Annotated in this window: 23 protein-coding genes and 1 tRNA gene; 9 read left to right on the top strand and 15 right to left on the bottom strand. The window is 59.4% G+C overall.

Translation table 11 applies throughout. The features are described from left to right. Window positions 1-9: 9 nt before the first annotated feature. Together FE702_RS12795 and FE702_RS12790 are read left to right on the top strand one after the other, a co-directional pair. A complete protein-coding gene (locus tag FE702_RS12795; protein WP_147126835.1) occupies window positions 10-492 on the top strand; it encodes an RNA pyrophosphohydrolase in 483 nt (160 codons plus the stop codon). Continuing rightward, window positions 489-977 carry a hypothetical protein gene (locus tag FE702_RS12790; RefSeq protein WP_147126694.1) on the top strand — a complete coding sequence of 163 codons (489 nt, stop codon included), beginning with the start codon at window positions 489-491 and terminating at the stop codon, window positions 975-977. Before FE702_RS12795 ends, FE702_RS12790 begins: the two co-directional genes overlap by 4 nt. Window positions 978-1,035: 58 nt before the next feature. Here FE702_RS12790 and FE702_RS12785 read toward each other — a convergent pair whose 3' ends face one another. Both FE702_RS12785 and FE702_RS12780 read right to left on the bottom strand, forming a co-directional pair. Beyond that, the gene (locus FE702_RS12785) at window positions 1,036-1,734 is read right to left on the bottom strand and encodes a response regulator (RefSeq protein WP_147126693.1); all 699 of its coding nucleotides are present in this window, start codon (window positions 1,732-1,734) and stop codon (window positions 1,036-1,038) included. Between the two features lie 14 nt (window positions 1,735-1,748). Then, window positions 1,749-2,264 (bottom strand): MarR family winged helix-turn-helix transcriptional regulator, encoded by a 516-nt coding sequence (locus FE702_RS12780; protein ID WP_147126692.1) that lies wholly within the window; start codon window positions 2,262-2,264, stop codon window positions 1,749-1,751. A gap of 154 nt (window positions 2,265-2,418) precedes the next feature. On the opposite strand from FE702_RS12780, the gene FE702_RS12775 reads away from it, so the two are divergent. After that, window positions 2,419-3,288 (top strand): branched-chain amino acid aminotransferase, encoded by an 870-nt coding sequence (locus FE702_RS12775; RefSeq protein WP_147126691.1) that lies wholly within the window; start codon window positions 2,419-2,421, stop codon window positions 3,286-3,288. A gap of 30 nt (window positions 3,289-3,318) precedes the next feature. Here FE702_RS12775 and FE702_RS12770 read toward each other — a convergent pair whose 3' ends face one another. Then, entirely contained in the window at window positions 3,319-4,233 is a 915-nt protein-coding gene (locus tag FE702_RS12770; protein ID WP_147126690.1) for a DMT family transporter, read from the bottom strand. Window positions 4,234-4,322: 89 nt separating this feature from the next. Continuing rightward, window positions 4,323-5,477, bottom strand: a complete 1,155-nt coding sequence (locus FE702_RS12765; protein ID WP_255449675.1) for a HupE/UreJ family protein — start codon at window positions 5,475-5,477, stop codon at window positions 4,323-4,325. Window positions 5,478-5,529: 52 nt separating this feature from the next. Between FE702_RS12765 and FE702_RS12760 the strand changes: the two genes are divergently transcribed. Next, window positions 5,530-6,366, top strand: coding sequence for a DUF4198 domain-containing protein (locus FE702_RS12760; RefSeq protein WP_147126689.1), 837 nt, complete (start codon window positions 5,530-5,532; stop codon window positions 6,364-6,366). Window positions 6,367-6,370: 4 nt separating this feature from the next. Here the strand turns inward: FE702_RS12760 and FE702_RS12755 are convergent, their stop codons facing one another. The 4 genes from FE702_RS12755 to mtgA form a co-directional block, all read right to left on the bottom strand. Beyond that, window positions 6,371-7,393, bottom strand: a complete 1,023-nt coding sequence (locus tag FE702_RS12755; protein ID WP_147126688.1) for a Hint domain-containing protein — start codon at window positions 7,391-7,393, stop codon at window positions 6,371-6,373. A 47-nt stretch (window positions 7,394-7,440) separates the two neighbouring features. Further along, the gene (queG, locus tag FE702_RS12750; RefSeq protein WP_147126687.1) at window positions 7,441-8,529 is read right to left on the bottom strand and encodes a tRNA epoxyqueuosine(34) reductase QueG; all 1,089 of its coding nucleotides are present in this window, start codon (window positions 8,527-8,529) and stop codon (window positions 7,441-7,443) included. Window positions 8,530-8,661: 132 nt separating this feature from the next. Further along, entirely contained in the window at window positions 8,662-9,327 is a 666-nt protein-coding gene (gene fzlA, locus FE702_RS12745; protein ID WP_147126686.1) for an FtsZ-binding protein FzlA, read from the bottom strand. 64 nt (window positions 9,328-9,391) lie between these two features. Further along, complete coding sequence (gene mtgA / locus FE702_RS12740; protein WP_147126685.1) at window positions 9,392-10,117, bottom strand: monofunctional biosynthetic peptidoglycan transglycosylase; 726 nt, start codon at window positions 10,115-10,117, stop codon at window positions 9,392-9,394. Between the two features lie 163 nt (window positions 10,118-10,280). On the opposite strand from mtgA, the gene FE702_RS12735 reads away from it, so the two are divergent. Then, window positions 10,281-11,657 carry a DUF3179 domain-containing (seleno)protein gene (locus FE702_RS12735; RefSeq protein ID WP_147126684.1) on the top strand — a complete coding sequence of 459 codons (1,377 nt, stop codon included), beginning with the start codon at window positions 10,281-10,283 and terminating at the stop codon, window positions 11,655-11,657. A 4-nt stretch (window positions 11,658-11,661) separates the two neighbouring features. On the opposite strand, the gene FE702_RS12730 is transcribed toward FE702_RS12735, so the two are convergent. Both FE702_RS12730 and FE702_RS12725 read right to left on the bottom strand, forming a co-directional pair. Next, entirely contained in the window at window positions 11,662-12,315 is a 654-nt protein-coding gene (locus tag FE702_RS12730) for an SGNH/GDSL hydrolase family protein (protein WP_186827080.1), read from the bottom strand. Between the two features lie 146 nt (window positions 12,316-12,461). Then, window positions 12,462-13,151 carry a DUF2306 domain-containing protein gene (locus FE702_RS12725; RefSeq protein WP_147126682.1) on the bottom strand — a complete coding sequence of 230 codons (690 nt, stop codon included), beginning with the start codon at window positions 13,149-13,151 and terminating at the stop codon, window positions 12,462-12,464. Window positions 13,152-13,295: 144 nt separating this feature from the next. Between FE702_RS12725 and FE702_RS12720 the strand changes: the two genes are divergently transcribed. After that, entirely contained in the window at window positions 13,296-14,432 is a 1,137-nt protein-coding gene (locus tag FE702_RS12720) for a helix-turn-helix domain-containing protein (protein WP_186827079.1), read from the top strand. 237 nt (window positions 14,433-14,669) lie between these two features. Here the strand turns inward: FE702_RS12720 and FE702_RS12715 are convergent, their stop codons facing one another. The 4 genes from FE702_RS12715 to FE702_RS12700 form a co-directional block, all read right to left on the bottom strand. Next, window positions 14,670-15,809, bottom strand: a complete 1,140-nt coding sequence (locus tag FE702_RS12715) for an SNIPE associated domain-containing protein (RefSeq protein ID WP_255449674.1) — start codon at window positions 15,807-15,809, stop codon at window positions 14,670-14,672. A 404-nt stretch (window positions 15,810-16,213) separates the two neighbouring features. Continuing rightward, complete coding sequence (gene gltB / locus FE702_RS12710) at window positions 16,214-20,749, bottom strand: glutamate synthase large subunit (protein ID WP_147126679.1); 4,536 nt, start codon at window positions 20,747-20,749, stop codon at window positions 16,214-16,216. A 79-nt stretch (window positions 20,750-20,828) separates the two neighbouring features. Further along, window positions 20,829-21,455: a hypothetical protein gene (locus FE702_RS12705; RefSeq protein WP_147126678.1), complete on the bottom strand. Its 627-nt coding sequence runs from the start codon at window positions 21,453-21,455 to the stop codon at window positions 20,829-20,831. Window positions 21,456-21,614: 159 nt separating this feature from the next. Next, window positions 21,615-23,048 carry an NAD(P)-dependent oxidoreductase gene (locus FE702_RS12700; protein WP_147126677.1) on the bottom strand — a complete coding sequence of 478 codons (1,434 nt, stop codon included), beginning with the start codon at window positions 23,046-23,048 and terminating at the stop codon, window positions 21,615-21,617. A 217-nt stretch (window positions 23,049-23,265) separates the two neighbouring features. Here FE702_RS12700 and FE702_RS12695 point away from each other — a divergent pair, with 217 nt between their 5' ends. Then, entirely contained in the window at window positions 23,266-24,078 is an 813-nt protein-coding gene (locus FE702_RS12695) for an undecaprenyl-diphosphate phosphatase (protein WP_147126676.1), read from the top strand. Here FE702_RS12695 and FE702_RS12690 read toward each other — a convergent pair. Further along, entirely contained in the window at window positions 24,075-25,052 is a 978-nt protein-coding gene (locus FE702_RS12690; protein ID WP_147126675.1) for a complex I NDUFA9 subunit family protein, read from the bottom strand. The two genes, FE702_RS12695 and FE702_RS12690, sit on opposite strands and share 4 nt — an antisense overlap. Window positions 25,053-25,215: 163 nt before the next feature. On the opposite strand from FE702_RS12690, the gene FE702_RS12685 reads away from it, so the two are divergent. Then, a tRNA-Leu gene (locus tag FE702_RS12685) sits at window positions 25,216-25,302 on the top strand. 267 nt (window positions 25,303-25,569) lie between these two features. Continuing rightward, a complete protein-coding gene (locus FE702_RS12680; protein ID WP_186827078.1) occupies window positions 25,570-26,748 on the top strand; it encodes an FIST signal transduction protein in 1,179 nt (392 codons plus the stop codon). Window positions 26,749-26,767 lie beyond the last annotated feature (19 nt).

Below are 26,767 nucleotides of genomic sequence, written 5' to 3'. Positions count from 1 at the left end.
ACCAAGCTTCTGACACCCGACCAGATCGCCAAACTGCCCTACCGCCAGAATGTCGGCGTAATGCTGATCAATCCCGACAAACACGTGTTCGTCGGTCAGCGGCGCGACAACCAGACCGCCGCATGGCAAATGCCCCAAGGTGGCATCGACAAAGGCGAAAGCCCCAAGGACGCAGCCCTGCGCGAGCTGGAAGAAGAAACCGGTGTCTCACCCGCCAAAGTCAGTCTTGTGGCAGAAAGCCAGACATGGGTCCGCTATGACTTGCCAGACGACCTGATCCCCAAGCTTTGGGGCGGCAAATGGCGCGGTCAGGAACAGCGCTGGTTCCTGATGCGCTTCGAAGGGATCGATAGCGATATCAACATCGCCACCAAGGACCCCGAGTTCTCACAGTGGCAGTGGCTGCCTTCACAGGATCTGGTCGCCAATATCGTGCCGTTCAAGCGCGAAGTGTATCAGGCTGTCGTGCGCGAATTCGCGCCATTCCTATGACCCGGATAGTCACAGCACTGGCTCTTGCGCTCACTGCGACCCACGCGCAGGCGCTCAGCTGCATCGCCCCTTCGGTCGAGTTCAGCTATACACAGGCCGCCGAAGACGACCGCGCCTATGTGATCCTCGACGGGCAGTTCACATTTGACCCCTCTGATTTGCCCAAGCGTTCGGTCGATAACAACAATCCGCCCGACACCTTCGTGAAGGCGATCTTCTCAGGCAGCTATTTCAACGGTGTCGATTTCGAAAACAGGTGGTCGGGTCCAGTCACACTCAACGCCCAATGCTTTGGCCCATGGTGCAGCCATGCCACCAGCGGCATGACAGGTCTTGCCTTTGTCGAACGCACCGACAGCGGATATATCCTGTCGCTCAGCCCATGCGGCGGCGCGTTCTTTGGCGACGCAACCGACGCCCAGCGCGCGGCCATCGTCGCCTGTCACACAGGCGGCCCGTGCACCTCAGAGATCAGCCTCGACTGATCCTTCTATGTTTCCAAAATACTCTGGGGAGCCGTCGTCAGACGGCGGGGCGAAGCCCTTAATCCGGCTGCAACAAATACCCTGCACCCCGAACCGTTTGAAGATACCGGGGCTGTTTCGGATCAGCCTCGATCTTGCGCCGCAAGCGCGTGATCTGGACATCGACCGCGCGTTCTTGCGCCTGCCCTTCATCACGCCCCAATTCCTCGACCAGCTTGGATCGGCTTAGCGCTTCGCCCGGCGTGGCCGAAAAAATGCGCATCAGCTGAACCTCGGTCGCCGTAAGGCGGATGCGCACATCGCCCTGCCACATCTCGGCCTTGTCAACGTCATAGCGCAGCGTCCCAAGATGCAGGACCTTGGGCACCGGAGAGGCCGCTTCCTCCTGCGGGATGCGCCGCAAGATCGCGTTGATCCTCAGCAGCAATTCCTGCGGCTCGAACGGCTTGGCCAGATAATCGTCTGCACCGGCCTGCAATCCCGCGATCCGTTCTTCGGTTTCGGCCTTGGCCGTCAACAAAAGGATCGGGGTTTCCCGCGTTTCGCGTAGCGATTTCGTCAGGGACACGCCGTCTTCACCGGGCATCATCACGTCCAGAACAATCAGATCGAAATCGAGACCGCTCAGCACCCGTCGCGCATGTGCCGCGTCGCGCGCTGCGCTGACCAGAAAGCCGTTCCGCATCAGATATTTCTGAAGCAGTTTGCGAATGCGCTCATCGTCGTCCACGATCAGCAGGTGCGGATCAAGCTCCATAACAGTTCATGCCCTCACACTCCCGGCCCCAGCGTCTCGGTCAACTTTCGGTACTGCCGCCGCATATCCGCATCCATCATCGCCTCAAGTACCGCGCGAAAGCCCAGCACAGCCTCTGGACCCGCCGCCTTGTAAGCCGCCCGCATCCGTGCGCGTTGCGCATTGCTAAGCGCCTGTTCAAGCGCACGGCCTTCTTCAGTCAATGTCAAATGCCGCTCACGTTTGTCGCGCGTCCCTATTGCGCTGACCACAAGGCCATCCTCGATCAAGGATCGCAACACACGGTTTAGCGACTGCTTGGTAACACCCAGCGTGTTCAGCAGGTTGTTGACTGTCGTCCCGGGTGAGCGATTGATGAAATGCAAAGCGCGGTGATGGGCGCGGCCATATCCCTTTTCCGCCAGAATGCGATCAGGATCAGCGGTGAAACCGCGATAGGCAAAGAACATCGCCTCGATGCCCTTGCGCAACTGGTCATCCGTCAGGAACAGCAGGCTTTCGCCCCCCGCACGATCGTCCACGGGTTTCATCCTCGCTTAATTCTTACTCAGAATACGTCAGCCTTGTTGACATTACCAGAATCAATCGGTAGCAATTCTCGATTTTTGCGCAACATTGTGTCCGATGCGGACGTATCAGCGAAATAATCGAAAAATGGCAAAAGCCGATTAGGAGGATAGGACGATGGCTGGTGCATATGACGATCGCGATGGATTGATCTGGCTGGACGGCAAAATGGTGCCGTGGCGGGATGCCAACGTCCACATTCTGACCCACGGGTTGCACTACGCGTCTGCGGTCTTCGAGGGCGAGCGCGCCTATGGCGGCAAGATTTTCAAAAGCCGTGAACATTCGCAGCGCCTGCTTGATTCAGGCAACATGCTCGATTGCCAGATTCCTTACACCGTCGACGAAATCGAAGCCGCTAAGGATGAGGTGATGAAAGCCTCTGGCCTGTCCGACGCCTATGTGCGCGTGTTGGCATGGCGCGGCTCGGGCGAAGACATGGGTGTCGCGTCCGCGCGCAACCCGGTCCGCATGGCTGTGGCCGCTTGGGAATGGGGCGCCTACTATGGCGACGCCAAGATGAAGGGCGCCAAGCTCGACATCGCAAAATGGCGCCGCCCGGACCCGGCAACGATCCCGTGCAAAGCCAAGGCATCGGGTCTCTACATGATCTGCACCATGTCGAAACACGCCGCCGAGGCCAAAGGCTGCTCAGACGCCATGATGTTCGACTATCGCGGCTACGTGGCCGAGGCGACAGGGGCCAACATCTTCTTCGTCAAAGACGGTGAGGTCCACACACCCGACCCGGACTGCTTCCTCAATGGCATCACCCGCCAAACCGTGATCGGCATGTTGAAAGACCGCCAGATCAAGGTCCACGAACGCCACATCATGCCAGAAGAGCTGGAAGGGTTTGAGCAATGCTGGCTCACCGGCACCGCCGCAGAAGTGACCCCGGTGGGCCAGATCGGCGACTATAACTTCGAAGTCGGCGCGCTGACCAAGGACATCGCCGAAGGCTACGAAAAGCTGGTACGCGAATAACAGTTCAAAGGGTCGCTTCGGCGGCCCTTTTTATTGGATGCCCTTTGCCCGAACCTTGCGCCGGGCAGTTCGGTCCTGACCCAGAGCCCGCTCGCGCCAAACGATCAAGGCCCCTGCCGCGATCACCAGTGAGCCACCCGCCAACATCCAGACTGTCGGCAATTCTGCAAACCACAGCCACCCGATCAAAACCGACCACAGCATCGACGTATAGGTGAACGGGGCCAGCGCTCCGGCTTCGGCGTATTTATAGCTTGAAGTCAGGCAAATCTGGCCAAATCCACCGATGATCCCCGCGCCGATCAGGAAGAGCCAATTCTCAAAAGACGGCCATACCCAATAGGGCACGGTCACCAAAGACAGTGTTGCCGCTGTCAAAGAGAAATAGAACACTATTGCCGCCGTCGTCTCTCGCCCCGCCATCCCTTTGACAAAGACCTGCGCAAGCGCAGCCAAGGCGGCAGAGGCCAGCGTGACCATGGCCCCCAGCGTCGCCCCATCCGATAATCCTGCGCCCAGACGTGGCCACAGGATGATCAGAACGCCGATCAGACCCATAAAAACCGCAGATATCCGAAACATCCGGATGCGTTCGCCAAGCATCACGGCCGCGAGGACCACAAGGATGATCGGCGTTGCAAATCGGATCGCGGCGGCTTCGGGCAACGGGATCAGACCCAACCCCCAGAACCCAAGCCCCATGGCGCAGGATCCTACAATCCCGCGCTTGGCATGGCTGACCCAGTTTTGCGTCTTTAGTCCTGACGGCAAGGCCCCGTCCCACCAAAGCCAAACCAGAATAACAGGGATCGCAAACGCCGCACGAAAGAACATGGATTGCCCGGCTGGCACCTCTGGCGCGGTTGCCTTGATGAACGCCGACATGACCGTAAAGATCAGCATCGCCGCCGAGATCAAAAGGCTGCCGCGTAAAATAGAGCTCATGCTGTCTTCAAAACCTCACAAGACCCAAGAGCAACCATCGGCAGGTGGATTGATACAATCCTGACCTCGACCCGCCTTTTGCCTGATGTCTAAAGGAAAGCCCGTTCGATGAACCACCACGCACCAATCACGGCGATCGTGATTGACCCGAAGAGCGATACGGCGCGATACATCACAGGCAGTTCCTCGACCCACGCCTCGACACCCTCATGGGTCACCCGGCGCGCGATCTGAACCGCGAGAATAAGGACAACAAACGCCGCAAGGATCACCGCGAGTTGCCCAATCTCGACGCCGATGTTGAAGGCGATCAGCGACACGAGGAACTGTCCCTGTGCCAGCCCAAGATCACCCAGAACGCTGGCAAAGCCCAAGCCGTGCAAAAGGCCAAATCCGAACACAATGGCTGGACGCCACCAACCAAGTTTTGGCCGCAGAATGTTTTCGACAGCGACATAGGTGATCGACAGAGCAATCAGCGCCTCGACGAGCCACATCCAAGCGGCAGGGATCGTGATCAGCCCCAAAGTCGCCAACGCAAGGGTCACAGTGTGCGCCACTGTAAACGCCGTCACCTGCCAAAGCAGCGGCGACCATGCCAGCGCGAAAAAGAAAAGCCCCAACACAAACAGGATGTGATCGAGCCCTTTGGGAATGATGTGCTCAAACCCCTCGACCACATAGCGGACAAAGGCCTCACCCGCAGGTTCTTGAAACACCCCGCCAACCGGCAATTCGGGCGACAGTTCTCCGCCACGCAAAAGCACTGCAAACACACCGTCTGGACGCACCTGCCGCACGACCAACGGGCCAAAGCTTTGCGCCCATCCAAACTGAACCGCCTCAACACCATCCAGCACTGGCGCGCGGAATGTCAGTCGGCTTTCGCGCGCCAATTCGGGCAAGGCCTCTAATGGCACCTCAACATTCACAAGTTCCAGCGGACCGATCCCGCTGATCTGCAGTCCGTCGGCAATCTCGCGCCAGCGATCTTCTGTCAGTTCGGTCAGCGCCTGTGGCAGCAAAGCCCGCAAGCGGTCGTATTCTTCGGCCTCCGGCGCTTCATTACTGTCGGTATAGATCGACGCGTCGATCCCCGCGAAACGGGTTTCAACATTCATCAACAGGTCAATCTCGATGCCGTCTTCCTCGATCCGCAGATCGACGATTCCGGGCTGCATTTCATGTGCCGAAACCTCGCCAGCCAAGGCCATGACCCACAAGGACGTGAGCAGAACGACCATTGACTTCGCGCGGCGCTTGGCCAACTTCTGGCAGCAGTCAAAGGACCAAATCATGCTGAAATTCCCTGTCGTTACCTTCGGTGCTCTTGTCACCATGACGCTGGCGACCCTGTCATCGCCAACACAGGCGCATGAGTTCTGGATATCGCCCGAGCGGTATCAGGTCGCGACCGGCGACCCATTGCTCGCAAATATCAGGGTCGGCGAAACCTTCAAGGGTGGAGCATTGTCTTATATCGACCGCAACACCGCCCGCTTTGAGGTGTTGCTCGGAGGGCAAACCTTTGAACACGGCTCCACGCTGGGCGATCGCCCCGCTCTGTCCCGGTCGATCCCGGGTGACGGTTTGGCCGTTGTGGTCCATGAAACAACCGACAGCCGCCTCACCTATCGCGACTGGCAGAAATTCGTGAATTTTGTCGAGCACAAGGATTTCGCAGGTGCACTCGAACGCCATGTCGAACGTGGCCTCCCGGAAACCGGCTTTGTTGAAACCTATCGCCGCTACGCCAAATCCCTGATCGCGATCGCTGACGGAGAAGGGCGCGATCTGAATGTGGGCCTCGATACCGAGATCATCGCGCTGGCTAACCCCTATACCGATGACCTGAACGCAGGCTTGCCCGTTAAGGTTCTGCTTTATGGCATGCCCCGTGCCGACACCCAGGTCGAGGTGTTTGCCCGCGGTGACGACGGCATGACGGAAACACAGCTTTATCGCACAAACCAAGACGGCGTTGCCGTGCTAAACGTGACACCCGGTACTGAGTATCAGGTGGATTCCGTTGTCCTTGAAGAACGCTCCGGCAGCGAAGAAGGTGCTGCGGTCTGGCATACGATGTGGGCCAACCTGACGTTCAAGGTTCCAGCGGCACCGACGACCAACTGACCCCCTAGGCGGCGAACATTGCAACCGCCTCAAAATTCCTGAGCACGGGCCGGGCGGTGGGCCTCGCTTTGCCGTCTGCCAGTTCAGGCATCAGGCTCAGAATATCGGCGCGCATCGCCTCAGGCAAAGACGCCAGACCCATTGGCCCGGGATGTAGGCTTTCTGACCAGATGCCATCGGCGCAAACAATCTCATGCCGGTCCAGCAACAGGTGAAAATACTCGACCCGTCGATTCTCGCACACGCTGACACCCGGCTGCCCGACCAAAGCCTTGGCTGCCACCAGCACCTCAGAGGAGTCCGCCATCAATGCAGCCTTGGGATCACGGATCAGAATGCGATGCTGCTGCGACACGCGCAGTGTCGATGCATTGCCCAGTGTTGCGGGGGCGAATTCGACCGGGGCATAGCTGCCGACGCCCCACGCCTTGCGCCGTCCGATCCAGCGGATCGGTTGCGGACCGTGGTCCATCGTCTGCACCATGTCCCCGACGCGCAGATCCTCAACCGCGCGCACCCCGTCGGGCGTCGCGATCCGTGTGCCCCGATCAAAGCAGATCGGCATGGCATATTCGCCGGCGTTAAAGCTTGGCCCCTCTTGGGCCGAAATAACCTCGAGGTTCGCCCCAATCGGCGGGAAACCCCCTTGCGGTCCAATAAAGGCCAGACCTTCCACCGTGCCGTAGGCAGGGCTGGAATTGCGGACGTTAAAGGCAATCAGCGTGTATTCCGTCAAAAGCGGATCATCGGTATCGCGCACAACGAACGAATACTCGGCCTCAACCCGCGTGCCGTCGGAATAGGTGGTCCCGTCAATCTCCTGCGCGCCGTCCAACCGCTGGCTACCGTCATTATCCTGAAAATTGGGATCGTTGTCGCGGATGAAAATTTCGGTAAATGCAGGCGTATTGAGCGTCAGCGTCACCCCAACAAGGTGGCTACCGTCGCCCTGCGTCACACCATCCAGCTGCCCGGATGACAGTGTGATGTCCGCCTCATCGAGGACGTATATGGAATAGTCTGGCATATGCGCCTGTACCTGCTCAGTTCGCCCGCGATGTTTTTGTGCGGTGCTTAGTCACGCCGATCCGATATCGACCTTACGGCGTCGATACCCGTGATTTTAGGTCGAGTGTTATCAATTTCTCCCCTTGCCCAACATGCTGCGTCCACAACTGTGGGGTCTGCGTCACGCATCAAGGGCTCAATCAAGGGCTGAAATGCAGGGTCACCGGAATTGCCGATGGCATAAAGCACGTTGCGCACGAAACGGTCGCGGCCGATCCGTTTGATGGGTGACCCGGAAAACCGCGCGCGAAAGCCCGCATCATCCAACTGCACCAGTTCAGCCAGTTTCGGAGCCTTCAAGTCCTCGCGCGCCGCGTAGCGGATATCACGCGCGTCCTTGGCAAATTTATTCCACGGACACGCCGCCAGACAATCGTCGCAGCCATAGATCCGGTTCCCCAGACCGCGCCGCAGATTTTCGTCGATCGGACCTTTGTGCTCGATCGTCAGGTAGGAAATGCAGCGTCGCGCATCCAGTTGATAGGGCGCTGGAAAGGCGTCAGTTGGACAGATGTCGAGACATGCCCGACAGGACCCGCAATGGTCGACTTCAGGCGGATCAGGATCGAAATCCAACGTGGTGAAGATCGATCCAATGAAGAACCAGTTGCCCAAGTCACGACTGACAAGGTTGGTGTGTTTTCCCTGCCAGCCCAGCCCTGCCGCCTGACCCAGCGCCTTTTCCGGTACCGGAGCCGTATCGACAAAGACCTTCACCTCGCAGCCCGTCTGTTCGACCATCCAGCGCGCGACACGCTTCAGGCGTTTCTTCACGAGGTCGTGGTAGTCCTTGTGCCGCGCATAGACGCTGATGTTGCCAGTGTCCGGATGCGCGAGGTTGTGCAGCGGATCACCGTCGGGTGTGTAGACCTCGGCCAGCATCAGGATGCTGCGTGCCTCGGGCCAGAGCGCGGCAGGGTTGGATCGCCAGTGGGTGCGTTCGGCCAGCCAGCCCATTTGACCGTGATAGCCAGCGTCAAGGAAGGCTTGCAGGCGGTCTGGAACGTCCGGCACGGCGTCGGGTCGCGTGATCCGGGCGAGGGAGAAGCCTTCGTTAATAGCGCGGCTGATGACGTCTGATTTGGCAATCGTCACGCTTAGCGCCTCGCGCGGAACAGCAGCTCTAGCTGCCCGCGCATCCACTGCCCGGCAGGCGAAATTGTAGCAAATTCTGCCGAGAGGGCCGGGTCGCGGCCCGGCACGGCGATACGCTCAGCTGCGCCACAATCAAAAATCGAGATCAGCATAGTGCTGCGGCTGTGGGAAACCCGGTACGACATCCGCCAGAATGGACCGAAATGCGGGCCGCGATTTGATTTTGGCGTACCAGTCTTTGACCGTCTCGGACCGGTTCCAATCGACGTCACTGATGTAGTCGAGCGACGATAGATGCGCAGCCGCCGCGAAATCGGCAAGCGTCATTACGTCCCCCGCCAGCCACCGCCGGTGATCCAAGAGCCACTGCATGTAATCCAGATGGTACTTCACCGCCTTGGCGCCTGCCTTGACGTTGGTGCTGTCGGGATAGCCCATCCCCATCACCTTCTTGTTCACCCGTTCATAAAGCAGCTTTGACGTCACCTCTTGATGAAACTTGTCGTCAAACCAAGCCACCAGTCGCCGCACCTCGAAGCGGGCATCTTTGGCCCGTGGCATCAAGGCGGGCTCTGGATAGGCCTCTTCGAGATATTCGCAGATGGCCGCGCTTTCGGTCATCGTCTTGCCGTCCAGCTTCAGCACAGGCACCTTGCCCGCCGGATTGCGCCGCATGAACTCGGGCCGCTGTTCCCAATAGCGCTCTTCGACCAGTTCCACCTCGATCTTCTTTTCGGCAAGGCTCAGACGGACCTTGCGGCAGAACGGGGATAAGGGGGAATGATACAGCGTATTCATCGGTTGGGGCGTGCTCGGGTTTTTATTGGGGTTTTTCCATCCATGACGCAGCACGGGCGCGGGATCAACTCTGGAAACAGTCCGCACGCCCGTCAGCGTCGATCGTATCGGCCCCTTGCAGGATTTGAGCGGCCCGCCGCCGAACACTGTCGCTGGGTCGCGAAGCACTGCGCCCTTTCGGGTTTGGCAGGATCGCAGCCAGACGCGCCGCCTGCACCCGCGTCAGCGCATCGGGCCCAACGCCAAAGTAGTGGCGCGCCGCCGCCTCGACCCCGAACACACCCTCATCGAACTCGGCCACGTTGAGATAAACTTCAAGGATCCGCCGCTTGGACCAGGTCGCTTCGACATAGGGCGTGATCAAAGCCTCTAGCGCTTTTCTGAACCACGACCGACCATGCCAAAGGTACACGTTTTTCACGACCTGTTGGCTGATCGTCGATCCGCCCCGCAACGCGCCCGAGTCCAATGCGTCGCGAATGGCGGTGGTGTCCAATCCCCAATGCAAACAGAAATTGGCATCCTCCGCCGCGACAGCCGCCCGCCCCATGATAGGCGCGATATCCTCGAACGGGACCCATTCACGGTCGATCTCTCCCAATCGTCGCGCCTCTGAGACGATATAAGGCGTGGTTGGCGGGTTCAGCACAGCGCCTAAGGCGATAATCCCCAGCGCGAGCACCACGAACAGCACGGTTCCGCGCACCACCCGCCGCCGCAACCGTTTGAGAAACGGCTTCTTGGGTTTGGGGGCCTTAGCAGTCTTGCTCGAGGTCTTCTTACGCGCCATGCCGCTAGGGACCATGCCTGCCCGCCCGGATCAATGCCCAAGACCACAAGACTGAAACAATAGCGCGCCGCTGATCACCGCTTGCTGAACGAAAGTCATTGGCGCGGCGGGCCGTCCTGGGCAACGATACGCACACACTCCGATCCGGGCGAAAGGGCCTGCCATGCGACACACTCCTCTCTCCACTCTGCGCGCCGTGGCCTTGGCAACGTTCACCCTCCTTGTCTTGGCACCCACGGTAAACGCGCAGGACACAGAACTGCCTGACTATGTGATTGCTGAATACGGCACGCCGCCCGCGGTCCCCACAGGCCCCTTGTCACAGCGTCTGCAAGACGCGGTCCGCACCGTTTTTGTCGACAGTCTGGAACGCTCTGAATGGACCTCGGTCCAAGCTGAGGCGCTTGAGGTCATCGCCGCCTCAGGTGATCCGCGTCTGGCATGGATCATCAGCGACATGATGCGCTTCACATGGCGGCAGTCCTTCGACACGGCGCTGTCTGACGCGGCGACCACCTTGCTTGGCATAGAACTCAACACCCATCAGCGCTGGGGCGCGATCACGGACCACCTGATCGCTTGGGATATCCCGTCCTATCCCGGTTACCTCGACACTAAACGTGCGATCTTCACCCAGTTTGTCCCCGGTTGGGATCGGATCTTTGTCCCCGGTGACATCGACTGGCGCATGGTGTCTTGGGGTGGGGTCCGCATTGATGACCGCCCCTACGACCAGACAGACGAGATCTGCAATTGCATCCCCGCCGCCGACAATCCCGAGGTTGAATCGGCCGACGACGCCACATGGCTCTCCGACGACGCCGTGGTCTTTGGCATCGAAATCAATGGTGAGGCCCGCGCCTATCCGCGCCAGATCATGGAGGTGCGCGAGATGGTCAATGATACGCTCGGCGGGCGCGACCTTGGCATCCCCTATTGCACACTTTGCGGCGCGGCACAGGCCTATTTCACCGACGATGTGCCGCCGGGCGTTGCCCGACCCATCCTGCGCACCTCTGGCCTTCTGATCCGGTCCAACAAGGTCATGTACGATATCGAAACCTACTCGGTCTTCGACACATTCCTTGGCCACGCCGTCACCGGTCCCTTGGCCGAAAAGGGCGTAAAACTGGAACAGGCGACGGTCATCACCACCACATGGGGCGCATGGAAGGCGCAGCATCCCGACACCAGCGTCCTGCTTGAACGCTACGCGCTTGGCCGCGACTTCGACTTCCGCAACAACCGTGACGCCAATGGTCCGATCTTTCCGGTTGGCGACGTCGACCCCCGGCTGTCGGTGCATGAAGACGTTATTGGCGTGATCACCGCCTCTGGCACACCCGTGGCGTTCCAGCGGTCCAAGGCCGTCGCCGCCCTGCAACAAGGCGCCGACATCACGTTTGAAAACGTCCGTCTCGAACTCGCCGCGGGCGGTCTCCGCGCGGTAGACCGCGATGGGTCAGACCTTGGCAGTCACGAGGCCTTCTGGTTCGCATGGTCCCAGTTCCATCCCGGCACCGAACTCTGGACCGGATGAGCGCCTAGCGCACCATCGCCGCCGCCAGCACCTGACCGATCCGCCCTGCCCCGACCAGCGAGGGGTGAATCCCATCGGCCTTAAAGTGTTCGGGGTTCTCGGGATCAATCGCCTCTCTGGTGCTGACATAGGTCACACCCTCTAGCCGATTGGCGGTCTCCACCATGCGCCTGTCCAGTTCCTCAAGATAGGTACGGCACCCTTCATACGCGCGCCCACCCGGGGCCCACGCGTAATAGCCAACCAGAAACACCTTGCTGCCCCGGTCCCGCAGGTCGCGCATCAAGGTGCCCAGCGCCCCGCCGCTGTCCGAGGACAAGATCCCCTCAAGCGTTGGCCCGCATTCCCCGCAACGACATTGCAACGCCAGATCATTCGCCCCGCCGTTCACCACGACAATCGGCGCGTCACGTTCTCCAAGCTGTTGAATGACCGGCTTGCCTGACAAGAGCCGCTTTGCCCCTTTCGCAGGCACCACCGGTGCGCCTGCCGAGGCGAGTATCTCAACCGACAGACCTGTCTCTCGGGTGATGATTTCTTCTATTCCACCGTCTTTCTTCTGGTGAATACTCAACATGCTGTCACCAATGATCAGCACGTCCTGAGCCGCAGCAGCTACGCCACAACAGATCAGCCAAATGACCAACAAAAATCGCATAATATACCTGCCCAACCGTGTATGTCTCAGCGTCTCACCGGATGGCGGCACCGTTTTCATTTACACGGGCGGAAGCGGAGCACGAAACAGGTCTTCAAATCAAGGGTGAAGCGGTGTGCTGGCCCCAATGGGGCAGCACACAGGCCCTACTGGTGGGCCACCAAACGGCGCGGGCGGCGCAGGGTCCTCCACAACCAGAACAGCATCAGAAGCGCAATGATTGCTTCCGGCAGGGACAGAAGGCCAGAGGCCTGCACAGCCTCGGGAAAGGCCGACGCGCCCGGTCCGGTAAAGGCAGAGCCTGCCGCGATAAAGAACCCGATACACATCCGCAGCAGATGCTGGGCCACCCGGTGCCGGTCGGACACCTGCCGGGCAAAGCACAGGTACAAATCACCGACACCGGCAATCGCCGCCAAGCCGAATAGAAAGAAGTAATCCTCAGCCACAAAGCCATAGAGCCGCGCATCCGGCAGCGTCTTGGCATACCACCCGGTCCCGAAAAGCGCCGCAGCATTTAGGGCGTTCACCACGGCCAGCACGATGACCCAGCTCTTGATCCCCGGCACGCAGATCCGCACAGCGAGGACACCGCTGGCCACAAGCGTCGCGCCAAGAATGCCCGCATGCACCGTGATCCATAGCGTTTGGTAGTTCAGCGCACCGAGCACGGCACCCAGGACCGATGCCGCCCCCATGCTGATGACAAACACGCGACCGGCGGTGACATGAACCCTGCGCCCCTTGCGAGAGCCAAGCGCAATGGCCCCCACAAGAACAGCCAAGGTGCCCAGAACGACATGGGCGACAAGAGTAAGTGTATCTAGGATAGGCATGACAGTTTCCGTCTTTGATGAATGAATTTGGACGGGATATGCGCGGCACACAGATGTCCTGTCGTCCACGCATGACGGCGAGGACATTCTTCCGACCGCCTAACCTGCGTTGATGCAAACTACCGTTCCCGCGTATCAATGGGCATGAGCAACGCCGCCCTTCTCACCCTCGCGGGCCTCTGCCTCGGCCTCGCCCTCTCCGGGCTTCTGGGCGTTGCGCTGCGCAAAGACAGGCCCCGAGAACGGCTCGCCCTTGCTGTGGTCTACGTGTCCTTCATCGGGATGATCGCGCTTCCGATTGTGAAAACCTTCGCGGCTGGGGCGCTGATCCACACCATGCCGGTCTTGCTTGTGCTGCTGCTGGCGCTGCCCCCGGCGCTTTACCACTTCGTGGCGGCCAAGACAGGGCAGGCCCCGTCACATATCCCATGGCGCGACCGCGCCTTGCCGCTGGCAGCGACGCTTGTGTGCATCGGGTACTGGACGCTCTCGACCGAGGCAAAAGAGACCATGTTCATCGCCGGTGACCTGCCACCGGGTGTGTGGCCTGCCACGCTTGCGCTTTTGACCTTTGGATTGATCATGCTGTGGCTGATCGCATCCTTTGCCTATCTGGTCGCAATCCTGCACAGGCTGGCGGCCTATCGCAAACGGATCAGAGACCTGTTCTCAGATGCCGATGACCGCGACCAACGCTGGATTGATGGGATCATTGCCGTTCTGGTCATGATCTGGGCCGCTGGGGCCGCGTCAATCGCAGGTGATAATCTGGCGCGCGGACCTTGGCTGATCGAAGAGGTCTTTCTTCTGTTGATCGCGGTTGGCTTGATGGTCCTGAATAGCTTTGCCCCGATCAACCCGCCGGACACACCGCCAGAGGTCGAGGACAAGGAAAGCACGCCAGAGACCAAATACGCCCGCTCCGCCCTGACACAGGATCACGCTGCCAAGCTGGCCGACCGACTTCAGACCGCCATGCAAAAAGACGCGCTCTATCTGGACCCGGCCCTATCCCTGCAAAAACTGTCTCAGCAGGTCGGCGCGCTGCCAAACCACGTTTCGCAGACCCTGAACCAAGAGATCGGCGCAACCTTCTTTGACTACGTATCGCGCTGGCGGATCGAAGCCTCAAAACCCCGCATCACCGCAGGCACCGCATCCGTCCTCGACGTCGCAATGGATGTCGGCTTCAACTCCCGCTCTGCGTTCTACAAAGCCTTCAAACGCGAAACCGGCATGACCCCGAAGGACTATCGGAAGGCGCATGGCGGGGCGGTTTAGGTGGGGTCATCACACTCATCTTTTTGAAGGTTTCGACCAACGTCTGTGTAACCGGCTAAAGCAAATAGCCGGACATAGATGCAGATAGCGCCGAACCGAGGGGTGGCGCAATCGCGCCGCCCCGTGGGGGCGGTTCGGCGCGGCGCAACGGTGCCCGTTGCGCGGGTGAGGAGATCGGGGTGAAATGGCGGACGAATTGAGCTTTCGCTACATTTGCTCCAACGCCAGCTTTCACGGTCATATCGCTTCCGGCAATTCGTCTGATGGTCGTGCCATCTCCTTCAAGGCCTCTTTGCGGCGCGAAAGGGTTTCATGCCACTCTTGCGCCTCACGATCTGAGAAAAAACTGGCCGTCGGGGCAAGACGCTTCACCGCGTCCTCGACCTCTTCCAAGCCGACCCGGAAGAATTCTTTTCGTAAGTTGGAAGCGTTCACGCGACGATCCGAAAACTCTTTGTGGAGAGCGCTTTCGAGGGCAGGGGCTTCATCCGAGTAGATCATGGCGTGGGTGTCGAAACCAAACGGGACACTTGCGTCACCAAGCTCTTTTACTCGGTCGTCTGGTTCCAGCCGCCGTGTCAGGCCGATCTTGACGACATCCTCGCCAAAGGAACCGATGTTCGAAATAATGTAGACATAGCCGGATTTTGTCATCTCAGCCATTGCACGGGCGCGTTCGCTTGTGGCGTGTGCTTCGGCCAAAGCGGCTTCCAGCTCCGTAATTCGGCTTTCATCTATGCCCGCCTCTGACCGCGCCTTGTCCAAAAGCTTCTGATACCTTTCCTCTTCACGTTCTGCCGCTTCAGCTTCGGCTAGTAGCTTTTTCTCCTCTCGTTCCGCGCGGGCCAACTCCGCGCGCTCTTCTTTCTCGATCTTTAGGCGTTCGCGGTACTCATGAGTCGCGTGCAACTCGTCCAGCTTGAGGCTGACATACTGCTCACTGATACGCAGCTTCATGGACTCATTGGCTTTGTCGATTTGCTTGGCCGCATTAAGGACACGCTTCTCCATCGCGTTGACGTTGTTCCAGCGCGTGTTTGCAATTGCCGCTTCGCATTCGTTGTTAAAGGCGCGCATAGTCAGACGGGTCTGGCGGTTAATCATCGTCTGACCTTTGGCGCGGCTTCCGTCCAATTGCCAGTCAGTTGGACATAGGGTCGAAGTCTTGGCCGAAACCATTTCTTTCTGACGGTCGCGGATGCGTTTAATCTCTTGCTTGTATTCGTCCGCGTCGTTGAAATCGAAATGTGGCTCATAGACACCCAGCTCCGCGAAAGAGAGCTTTTCGTCATAAACTGCGACTTGTTGCTCAAGCTTTCGCAAAATATTGCGCTTGTCGGAATAAGAGCTACGCGTCTCTTCGATTTGCTTCTGCAACCGTGTTGTCTTGTCCCTGAGCCTTAAGATTTCATCCTCAACGGACGTGATGGGCGCATATTTTTCCTTTAGCGCTTCTGCATTCGCTTCCGCTTGCAATATTCGATTTTCTGCGCGGTTGTTTGCGCTACGAGCACGAAGCCAAAGGATCAACAAAATGATTGGTAGGACCAACCAAACGATTGCGAAAATCACAAAAGGATCCATTGTTTGCAGCCTTTCACATTCTTTCTGCAAGTTTGATCGGTGCCGCGGGGGCAATCAAGGGTAAGGTTTGCAAACGTTCGCCATGCTCTGAGGATTGAACAACTTGGGCTCATTGCAGAATCTCACCCCACCCCCCAACCAAAAAGCCCCACCAGTTCTCACCAGCGGGGCCGTTCATTCTTTACCAAACCATCCCGTTATTCAGCTGGGATCGCGGCGTCTTCGATTCCAATCGGATGCGCCAGTTTGTTCAGCATCTCTTTCGGGCAGACCTGAAGGAAGTTGCCCTTCTCGGTGTCCCAATGCTGCAGGATATCGCGCGCTTTGACCGAACCGGTTTCGGCCACGTGGCGTTCGATCAGACCTTTGAGCTGCTGTTCCCAATGGTCCACGGTCACGGGGCAGGTCACCAGAGTTTCCATGTTCATCAGGACGGGCGCTTTGCCCTCTGGGTCATAGAGATACGCCATGCCGCCGGTCATGCCCGCGCCAAAGTTTGCGCCGATCTCGCCCAGGATCACGGCGACACCGCCGGTCATGTATTCACAGCCGCAGGCACCGCAGCCTTCGATCACGACCTTTGCACCCGAGTTGCGGACAGCAAAACGTTCACCCGCGCGGCCTGCTGCGAACAGATACCCATCGGTCGCCCCATAGAGCACGGTGTTGCCGATGATCGTGTTCTCGGACGCCACCAGCGGGCTGATCTGCGGCGGACGCACGATGACCGTGCCGCCTGACAGGCCCTTGCCGACATAGTCATTGGCATCGCCTGACACTTCGATCTTGAGGCCCGGAGCCGAGAACGCGCCAAGCGACTGACCCGCCGACCCTTTCAGTTTCACCGTCAGGTGATCCGGCTGAAGGTCGTTGCGCATGCCAAAGCGCTGGACGATATGGCTCGACACCCGCGTGCCGACGGTCCGATGCGTGTTCTGCACGGTGTATTGCAGTTGCATCTTCTCGCCGTCTTTCAGGAACCGATCCGCATCGCGCACGATTTGCGCGTCCAGCGTATCCGGCACCGCGTTGCGGTCACGCGAGCGGTCGTATTCGATCCGGTCTGCGCCATCGACGGTGATCAGAAGCGGGTTCAGATCAAGGTCATCCAGATGCGCCGATCCGCGTGACACCTGGCTTAGCAGATCAGCACGCCCGATCACCTCATCCAGCGACCGCGCGCCCAGCGAGGCCAGGATTTCGCGCACTTCTTCGGCGTAGAACGTGATCAGGTTCACGACCTTGTCGGCATTGCCGGTGAACTTGGCGCGCAAGCTTTCGTCCTGCGTACAGACGCCCACAGGGCAGGTGTTCGACTGGCACTGACGCACCATGATACAGCCCATCGCGATCAGAGCCGCCGTGCCGATACCGTATTCCTCGGCACCCAGCATCGCGGCCATGACGATGTCGCGGCCCGTCCGCAGACCACCATCGGTCCGCAGCGTGACGCGTGACCGCAGATTGTTCATCGCCAGAACCTGATGCGCCTCGGTCAGGCCCATCTCCCACGGCAGACCCGCATATTTGATCGAGGTCGCAGGCGACGCCCCGGTCCCACCGTTGTGGCCCGAGATCAGGATGACGTCGGCTTTCGCCTTGGCCACACCGGCAGCGATCGTGCCCACACCAGAGGCGGCAACAAGCTTGACCGTCACCTTACAGCGCGGGTTGATCTGCTTGAGGTCGTAGATCAGCTGCGCCAGATCCTCGATCGAATAGATGTCGTGGTGTGGCGGCGGTGAAATCAGCGTCACACCTTTGGTCGAATGCCGCAGACGGGCAATCAGGTCGGTGACCTTCATACCGGGCAGCTGGCCACCCTCACCGGGCTTCGCACCCTGCGCGACCTTGATCTCCAGCTCTTCACACTGGTTCAGGTACTCGGCGGTCACACCAAAACGGCCTGACGCCACCTGCTTGATCTTCGCAGATGGGTTGTCGCCGTTTGGCTCCGGCACGAAGTGTGCCGGGTCTTCGCCGCCTTCACCACTGTCTGAACGCGCACCAATTCGGTTCATCGCCACGTTCAGCGTCTTGTGCGCCTCTGGCGACAGCGCGCCCAACGACATGCCCGGCGTCACGAACCGCTTGCGGATCGAGGTCACGCTTTCAACCTCGTCCACCGAAATCGGCGCACCGATGGCTTTGAAGTCCAGCAGGTCACGTAAATGGATCGGCGGGTTGCTTTGCAACTTGGCCGAATACTGCTTCCACATCTCATAAGACGCGCGATTACAGGCCGCCTGCATCATGTGCATCGTCTGTGCTTCCCACGCGTGTTTTTCACCCGAGCGGCGCGCTTTGTAGAAGCCCCCGATGGGCAGGACGCTGGTCCCTTTGAACCCGGCGGCATGCACGGCCTCGGCCTTTTTCTGCAGGCCGGCGGTGCCGATGCCCGAAATGCGCGACGGCATACCGGGGAAGTATTCCGCACAGAGCGCGCGGGACAGGCCCACTGCTTCAAAGTTCAGACCACCGCGATAGGAAGACACAACCGAAATCCCCATCTTGGCCATGATCTTGAGCAGGCCTTGGTCAATCGCGTTGCGATAGCGTGCAATCGCCTCGGTCAGCGTCGCGTCCAACAGACCACGGTCGATCCGGTCGGCCAGCGAATCCTCAGCCAGATAAGCGTTCACCACGGTCGCGCCGCAGCCGATCAGAACCGCAAAGTAATGCGGGTCCACGCATTCCGCCGACCGCACGTTGAGCGAGCAGAAGGTCCGCAGCCCGTGACGCGTCAGCCATGAATGCACAGCGCTCGTCGCCAGGATCATCGGCATTGCGACCTTGTCGTCGCCCTGATGGTGATCAGTCAGCACCAGATGTCCAGCGCCAGAGCGCACGGCGTCCTCTGCCTCGGACCGGATACGTGCCAGCGCCGCGTTCAATGCGCCCTGATCGCCACCGGCGGGGAAGGTACAGTCAATCTCGACCATCGGCGCATTAAAGTTCTCGACCAATTTCTCGAACTGGGCGTTGCCCACAAACGGGCTCTCCAGAACCAAGATCTCGGTTTGCGACGACGACTGATCCAGCACGTTCTTCAGGTTGCCGAACCGGGTCTTCAGGCTCATGACGCGGTATTCGCGCAACGAGTCGATTGGCGGGTTCGTCACCTGAGAGAAGTTTTGCCGGAAGAAGTGGCTTAGCGGGCGGTATTTCTCGGACAGCACAGCCGATGGCGTGTCGTCGCCCATCGATGCCAGCGCTTCTTTCGCGTCCTCGGCCATTGGCGTCAGGATTTGCTCAAGCTCTTCGATCGAGTAACCCGCCGCGATCTGACGACGACGCAGCTCCGCGCCCTCGAACATCGGCTTTTCGGTGACAGCTGCCAGTTCGCTGTCCAGATCGTTGATCTTGCCGACCCAGTCGCCAAATGGCGCGGCCTCGGCCAGCTGGTTCTTGATCTCGGTATCGTGGAACAGTTTGCCCTCTTGCATGTCCACGGCCAGCAATTGGCCTGGCCCGAGCGCGCCCTTTTCCACGACGGTCGCCTCATCAGTCGGCACCATCCCGGCCTCAGACCCCGCGATCAGCAGGCCGTCACCGGTCACCACATAGCGCATCGGGCGCAGACCATTGCGGTCCAGACCCGCACAGACCCAGCGACCATCGGTCATCGCCAGCGCCGCAGGGCCATCCCATGGCTCCATCACCGCGTTGCAGTAGGAATACATATCACGCCATGCCTGCGGCAGTTCGGTCGCCTGCTTGGACCAGCTTTCCGGCACCAGCATGGTCTTCGCCATCGGCGCGTTACGGCCAGCACGAACAAGAACCTCGAAGACAGCGTCCAGCGCGGCGGAGTCGGACGACCCGCCCGCGATGATTGGCTTGATGTCCTCGGCGTAGTCGCCGAATGCGGACGAGGCCATGCGGATCTCATGGCTCTTCATCCAGTTCACGTTGCCCTTCAGCGTGTTGATCTCGCCGTTATGGGCCAGCATGCGGAATGGCTGAGCCAGCCACCACTGCGGGAACGTGTTGGTGGAATAGCGCTGGTGATAGAGCGCAAAAGCGGACTCAAAGCGTTCGTCCTGCAGGTCCGGATAGAACTCGGCAACCTGCTCGGCCAGCATCATGCCTTTGTAGATGATCGACCGGCACGATAGCGACGCAAGGTACAGTTCACGCACGCCATTCGCTGCCGCCTGCTTTTCGATGCGACGACGGATTACGTACAGTTCACGCTCAAAGGTTTCCTCATCAACACCCTTAGTGTTGCTGATCAGGATCTGTTCGATTTCAGGCCGGGTCGCGTTCGCCTTTTCACCAAGACAGGACACATCGACCGGCACGTGACGCCAGCCGTAGATGTAATAGCCCATCCGCAGAACTTCGGATTCCACGATGGTCCGGCAGGTTTCCTGCGCGCCAAAGTCTGCGCGCGGTAGGAACACCTGACCCACGGCAATCAGCTCGTCCTTGTTTGGGACGTGGCCGGTGCGTTCGATCTGGTCGTAGAAAAACTCGACAGGGATCTGGACATGGATACCAGCGCCGTCGCCGGTTTTACCGTCGGCGTCGACCGCGCCACGGTGCCAGATCGCCTTTAGCGCCTGAATGCCGGCTTCGACGACCTTGCGGCTTTTCTGTCCGTCGATGGACACGACAAGGCCAACGCCACAGGACGAATGCTCGTCCTCATCGCGGTAGAGCGAATGCTCGGCCATGAATGTGCGTTTGGCTTCTTCGGACTGAACCCAGGCTGCGTCATATTTGGTCATGGCGTGGCTCCTTTAGCTCGCGGGGCGTGCATGGCACGCAGTGTTTGAAGTGACGCGTTCGCGTCGATGAAATAGGCCATCACAGCAACTCCGCCCCGCATCCAAATGCGGGATCGCGCGACAGAAATCCCTGATCTTCGGGGAAATCGAAACGCACGGGGCGGCTCTCTTCCTGGACGGTTTGTTCGGGTGTGCGGGTGACGTAGTTACCGGCAAGGAACAGACGCCAATCGAGATGGATGTATTCGTTGCCGGTGCTTTCCCAGACCAACTCACCCTCGGCATTAGTCGCGCGGGCAAAGGTCTCAGTCCGCAGAAGTGGGACGTCGTCAATCACGACCGTCTCGCCGGTCAACAGATCACGCCCGCGAAAGAACATCTGTTCTCCGCTATCCGACGTGGTCGAAAACTCGAAATCATCGCGCCCGGTTTGCGCCAACTCGGTAAAGCTACCGGGATCGACGGGATCAGGGTCCAGCAGGTCACGCACACCAAGGATCAGGTCGATGCTTTCCAACCACTGCGTCTCGCGATCGATCCGGCCAAGGAAATACGGGCCCTCTTCGCCGATATCGACGCGCCACTGATGGCCCGGCTCGTCGGCTTCGCAGGTATAGTGGTGCGAGACGCTGCAATTGGAATACTGAACCGTGACAAACGCCGTGCAACCCTCTGGCACATCCACGACCTCGAGCCCCTGTGCCACGACCGGCAAGGGGCTCAGCGCGATCAGCGCGGGCAGGATATGAAGAAGACGTGCGTTCAGCGGTCTGGTCCTTAATCGTCAGCGGGGCTGACCTTTGGGTTTGCCGGTGCATACGGAGTACGCATCGGTTGTGTATGGAAGGTGTATCAGTTGCGCCTGTTACTCCGCCGCGACAGAGGCGGTGGCATTTAGGTCGTTCAGGATTGCCGCCGCGCAGTCACGCCCGTCGCGGATTGCCCAGACAACAAGCGAAGCGCCGCGCACGATGTCACCCACCGCATAGACGCCCGGCAGGCTTGTGCGACCTGTCTCAAACTCGGCCTTCACCGTGCCCCACCGGGTCACTTCCAGTTCCGGCTGGTTCCACAGCGTTGGCAGCTCTTCCGGCTCAAAGCCCAGCGCCTTGATCACAAGGTCTGCGCCTTCGACGTAGTCGGCACCTTCGATCACTTCTGGCATCTGGCGGCCGGTCGCATCCGGCGCGCCAAGGCGCATCTTTTGCACCATCACGCCGTCGACCTTGTCGCCGGTAAAGCCCTTGGGGGCCGTCAGCCAGACAAATTCGACACCTTCCTCCTCGGCGTTCTGCGTCTCGCGCTGCGAGCCCGGCATGTTGGCCCGGTCCCGGCGATAGAGGCATTTTACGCTCTCAGCGCCCTGGCGGATCGCGGTGCGCACACAGTCCATCGCAGTGTCACCACCACCGATCACGACAACGCGCTTGCCCTCGGCGTTCAACTCGCCGCTGTCAAACTCGGCGACGTCATCGCCAAAGCTCTTGCGGTTCGACGCTGTAAGATAGTCAATCGCACGAACGATGCCCTCGGCACCCGATCCCGGGGTCTGCAGCTCGCGGGATTTGTAAACGCCCGTCGCGATCAGAACCGCGTTGTGCTTGGCCCGCAGGTCCTCAAAGCTGATATGGTCGCCGATGTTGCAATTCATAACGAACTCAACACCACCTTGCTCAAGCTGTTCGATACGACGCATGACAACGTCTTTCTCAAGCTTGAAGCCCGGAATGCCGTAGGTCAGCAGCCCGCCAGCGCGGTCGTGGCGATCATAGACCGTGACCTGCACGCCCTGACGACGCAGGAAATCAGCAGCGGCAAGACCACTTGGGCCCGCGCCGATGATGCCAACGCTCTCAGACCGCTCAGATGCAGCAGTGATTGGCTGAACCCAGCCTTCTTCCCACGCCGTGTCGGTGATGTACTTCTCCACCGAGCCGATGGTCACGGTGCCGTGACCCGACTGTTCAATCACGCAGTTACCTTCACACAGGCGGTCTTGCGGACAGATGCGGCCACAGATTTCCGGGAAAGTATTCGTCGCCTGCGAAACCTCATAGGCTTCCTGCAGGCGGTTCTCAGCCGTCAGGCGGAGCCAATCCGGGATGTTATTGTGCAGAGGGCAATGCGACTGACAATACGGCACACCGCATTGCGAGCAGCGGCTTGCCTGCTCTTCTGCTTTGGCTTTCGCGTACTCACCGTAAATCTCGTTGAAATCTTCCTTACGGAGATTTGGCGGACGCTTTTCCGGCATCGCACGATCAACGGTCACGAATTTAAGCATGGGGCCTTTGGCCATGGCTGAGGTCCTCATAATTCGGAGATTGCCGCCCTTTTGCGCGAAGAAAGGGTCCGGATCAAGTCATAATTGCTGACCTATTGGCGATCAGCGTCGCGCCGCACATTGATTTTCAAGTGAATCGCTCAGATTTTATGTCCGGATCGGACCCAAATCCGCATCTGGCACCCCAGACGCCCATGCGTAAGTTGCCACAAAACGAATCGCAGGTCTTTTCATGCCGTTATTTCACCTGATCCTTGTGGCCATCATTCAAGGCATCACCGAGTTCTTGCCGGTCTCCTCCTCCGGTCACCTCGTTTTGCTGCCGAAACTGACAGGTATGCAGGATCAGGGCCTCGTCATCGACGTAGCTGCCCATGTTGGAACGCTGTTTGCGGTGGTGTTGTATTTCTGGTCGGACACACGCGCCGCGATTGTCGGCACCGGTCGGCTGGTTCGGGGCAAGATCGACACACAAGGGGCATGGTTGGCGCTCTGCCTCACGATTGCAACGGTTCCGGTCGTGATCCTTGGATTGATTTTCAAGGTGACAGGCCTCGCCGACGCGATGCGCTCGGTCACTGTCATCGGGTGGACCATGCTCTTGTTCGGCATCCTGCTCTATGTCGCGGACCAGCGCGCCCCGCAGGTCAAAGCCCAAGCGCAATTCTCGCTCAAGGACGCAGGCATTCTGGGCCTTTGGCAAGCGGTCGCCCTGATCCCCGGCACCTCACGGTCAGGCATCACCATCACTGGCGCCTTGTTTCAGGGCTACACACGCACGGATGGCGCAAAGATTGCGATGCTCATGTCGATCCCGACAATCCTTGCATCCGGACTGGTATCCTCGCTCGACCTCATCGGCGGCAGCGTTCCGATCCGCGACGCTGCTATTGTGATCGCGCTCAGCTTCCTGTCCGCGCTCGCGGCATTGGCACTGATGATGAAACTGCTGCAATCCGTCAGCTTCACGCCATACGTGATCTACCGCGTCCTGCTGGGCGGCGTGCTACTGTACCTTGGCTATTCCGGTGCGCTGGCCGCTTAAGACTTCAGATTTTTCGCCGAGTTCTTGATCGCAGCGTATTGGCCTGACGGGCGGAACGGCCAAAGGTAATCGGGCAGAACAGCCTCAAGCGCGGTTGGTTTGACACCCAAATCCTGCAGACCTGGGAAATCGCCGCTTGCAACATTGTCCTTGGCCAGATTGCGCACCTGATCCCGCGTGATCGCAGCGGGCACCAGACCGAGCGAGATCGCATTAGCGACCTCGAAGGTAAAGCCCATGATGCGCCCAACCCAGACAGGCAGCCCCAGCACCAGACGACGGCGCTGAATGACGTCCAGCATCTGCCGCATCAGCTCCTTGAACGTATTCACGTCCGGTCCACCCAGCTCGTGAATGCCACTCGCATCGCCCGAGATGCCTGCCATCGCGGCCTCGGCCACATCCTCGACATAGACTGGCTGAAACTTGGTCGACGGCGACACGATCGGCACGAATGGCGAGGTGCGCGCCATGGCGGCAAAGCGATTGAAGAATTCATCCTCATTGCCGAACACAATCGACGGACGCAGGATCAAGGCGTTGGGCATATGTTGCAAAACGCCCTCTTCGCCCAGCGCTTTGGACACGGCGTAATCGCTTTTTGAGCTTTTGTCCGCGCCGATGGCCGAAACATGAACAATTTTCTCGACGCCTTGCGCGGCTGCGATGCGCGCGATCCGTTCCGCGCCCTCATGCTGAACCGCGTCAAAGGTATTCTTGCCGCTTGGCGCCAGAATGCCCACGCAGTTCACGACAACATCGGCTCCGGTCATGACCGACGCCACCGAGTCATCATCCCGGATGTTGCAGAAAACCGGCTCTACCTGCCCGACCGCGCCATAAGGCTTCACGAACATCGCCTCGTTCGGGCGGCGCACGGCCACACGCACACGGTATCCCGCGCGCGCACATTCCTGGGCAATGTAGCGGCCGACAAAGCCCGATCCGCCATAGATTGTGACAAGTTTAGACATGGTCGCGAACCTTGCAGCTGACACTTGCGAGGTGTCCTACCGCTCCCCCAATAAAGCGGCAACAACCAAATGCGCGCATCTCGGCAGATGAAGGGCGAAACAGTTGCCGAATCCCGTTGACACCCCCCGCGACCAGCCTTAAACGCAGCGCTCACCAACCCGTGCCCAGATGGCGGAATTGGTAGACGCGCTAGCTTCAGGTGCTAGTGTCCGTATGGACGTGGAGGTTCGAGTCCTCTTCTGGGCACCACATTTTCCCAACACTTCAGACTGCACCGGACCTCGGCACGAGACGCTTGTTGACGTCGATTGCGGCGCCTAGCCCACTGCATTCAGTGCCGTTTGCGACACTGCCTTCTCTATCCGCATGCCATCAACGCCTCCTGCATAGAAGCGACATGCCCTGTCGCGTGGCCTCTTTTGGGCAGGCGACTATACGAAAGGATAGTGGGCATATCCCAATGTCGGCGCCGGACGATTTCGAAACCTGTTAATGGCGGATGAAACGGAGGGTCCCATGTATATTTCCACGTTCCAGCTGTCAGCCGGAGCGGCTTCTGATGACGCTGTTCAGGCTTTGGCGGGTATGAAAGCCGATGGTCACACGGCCAGCTTTGCCGCCCTGCATCACCGTGCAGGCACCGTCGATGATTTGTTGCTACAGACGCTGAAAGAGCATGTCCCAGCTCTGCATTGCGCGTCATCTTGTAAAGGAACCATGTCGCAGGCAGGTTTGCAGGACTTGGGTCTGTTCGTGATTTCGGACCCTGATGGCGACTATGGCACCGCTGCTGCGCCTTTGGGCGATGACACCGAAGCGGCTGCAACGGCGGCGACCGTTGCTGCGCTGGAAAACGCGCAGCGCGACGGCGAGGCGCCTGATCTGGTCTGGTTGTCCATCACCCCCGGCAACGAAGAAGATGCCATTCGCGGGATCGAAACCGTCATCGGTTCTGATGTTCCAATCATTGGCGGCAGTGCTGCTGATGACACGGTGGCCGGCGAATGGACGGTCTCTGACGGGTCCGAGCAACTTGGCTCTGGCTTGGTTGTCTCAGTCTTGTTCTGTTCGACGCCGATCCAATTTGCTTATCAGAATGGATATGCACCAACCGCTGACAGCGGCGTCGTAACCAAATCCGAGGGCCGCAAGCTGATCGAGATCGACGGTGAGCCTGCTGCAAGCGTGTATTCCCGTTGGAATGGCGGCGGGGTTCCATCTGCACCCGAAGGTGGCGAACGCAACATCCTATCCGAGGCGACGTTGTGGCCTTTGGGTCGTGAAATCGGCTCACTCGGGGATGTCCCGTATTACCTTCTGGCGCATCCCTGCGTGACGAATGACGACGGTTCGCTCGACCTGTTCGCCGAAGTGGCCGAAGGTGAACACCTCACGCAGATGCAAGGCGATGTCGCCGTCCTTGCCGCCCGTGCCGGACGGGTCGCTGAATTTGCGCTCCGTGCAGGCAGCGTGAAGAGCGACAACGTCGCCGGAGCGCTGATGGTCTATTGCGGTGGATGCATGCTTGCTGTCGAGGACCGGCTGTCAGACGTGTATGGCGGCGTGAATAGTGTTTTGGGCGGTCAGCCGTTCCTGGGTGTCTTTACATTCGGCGAACAAGGTTCTGTGCATGAGGCAGGCAATAGGCATGGGAATTTGATGATTTCCTGTATAGCGTTCTCGAAAGACCCCTAGCGCCCGAGAAAGCCAAGCC

Origin of the sequence: Shimia ponticola, assembly GCF_007995215.1 — a bacterium.
GTDB lineage: Bacteria > Pseudomonadota > Alphaproteobacteria > Rhodobacterales > Rhodobacteraceae > Shimia_B > Shimia_B ponticola.
The sequence above is the reverse complement of the archived record's forward strand: the minus strand, read 5'-3'. Positions and strand labels throughout refer to the sequence as shown.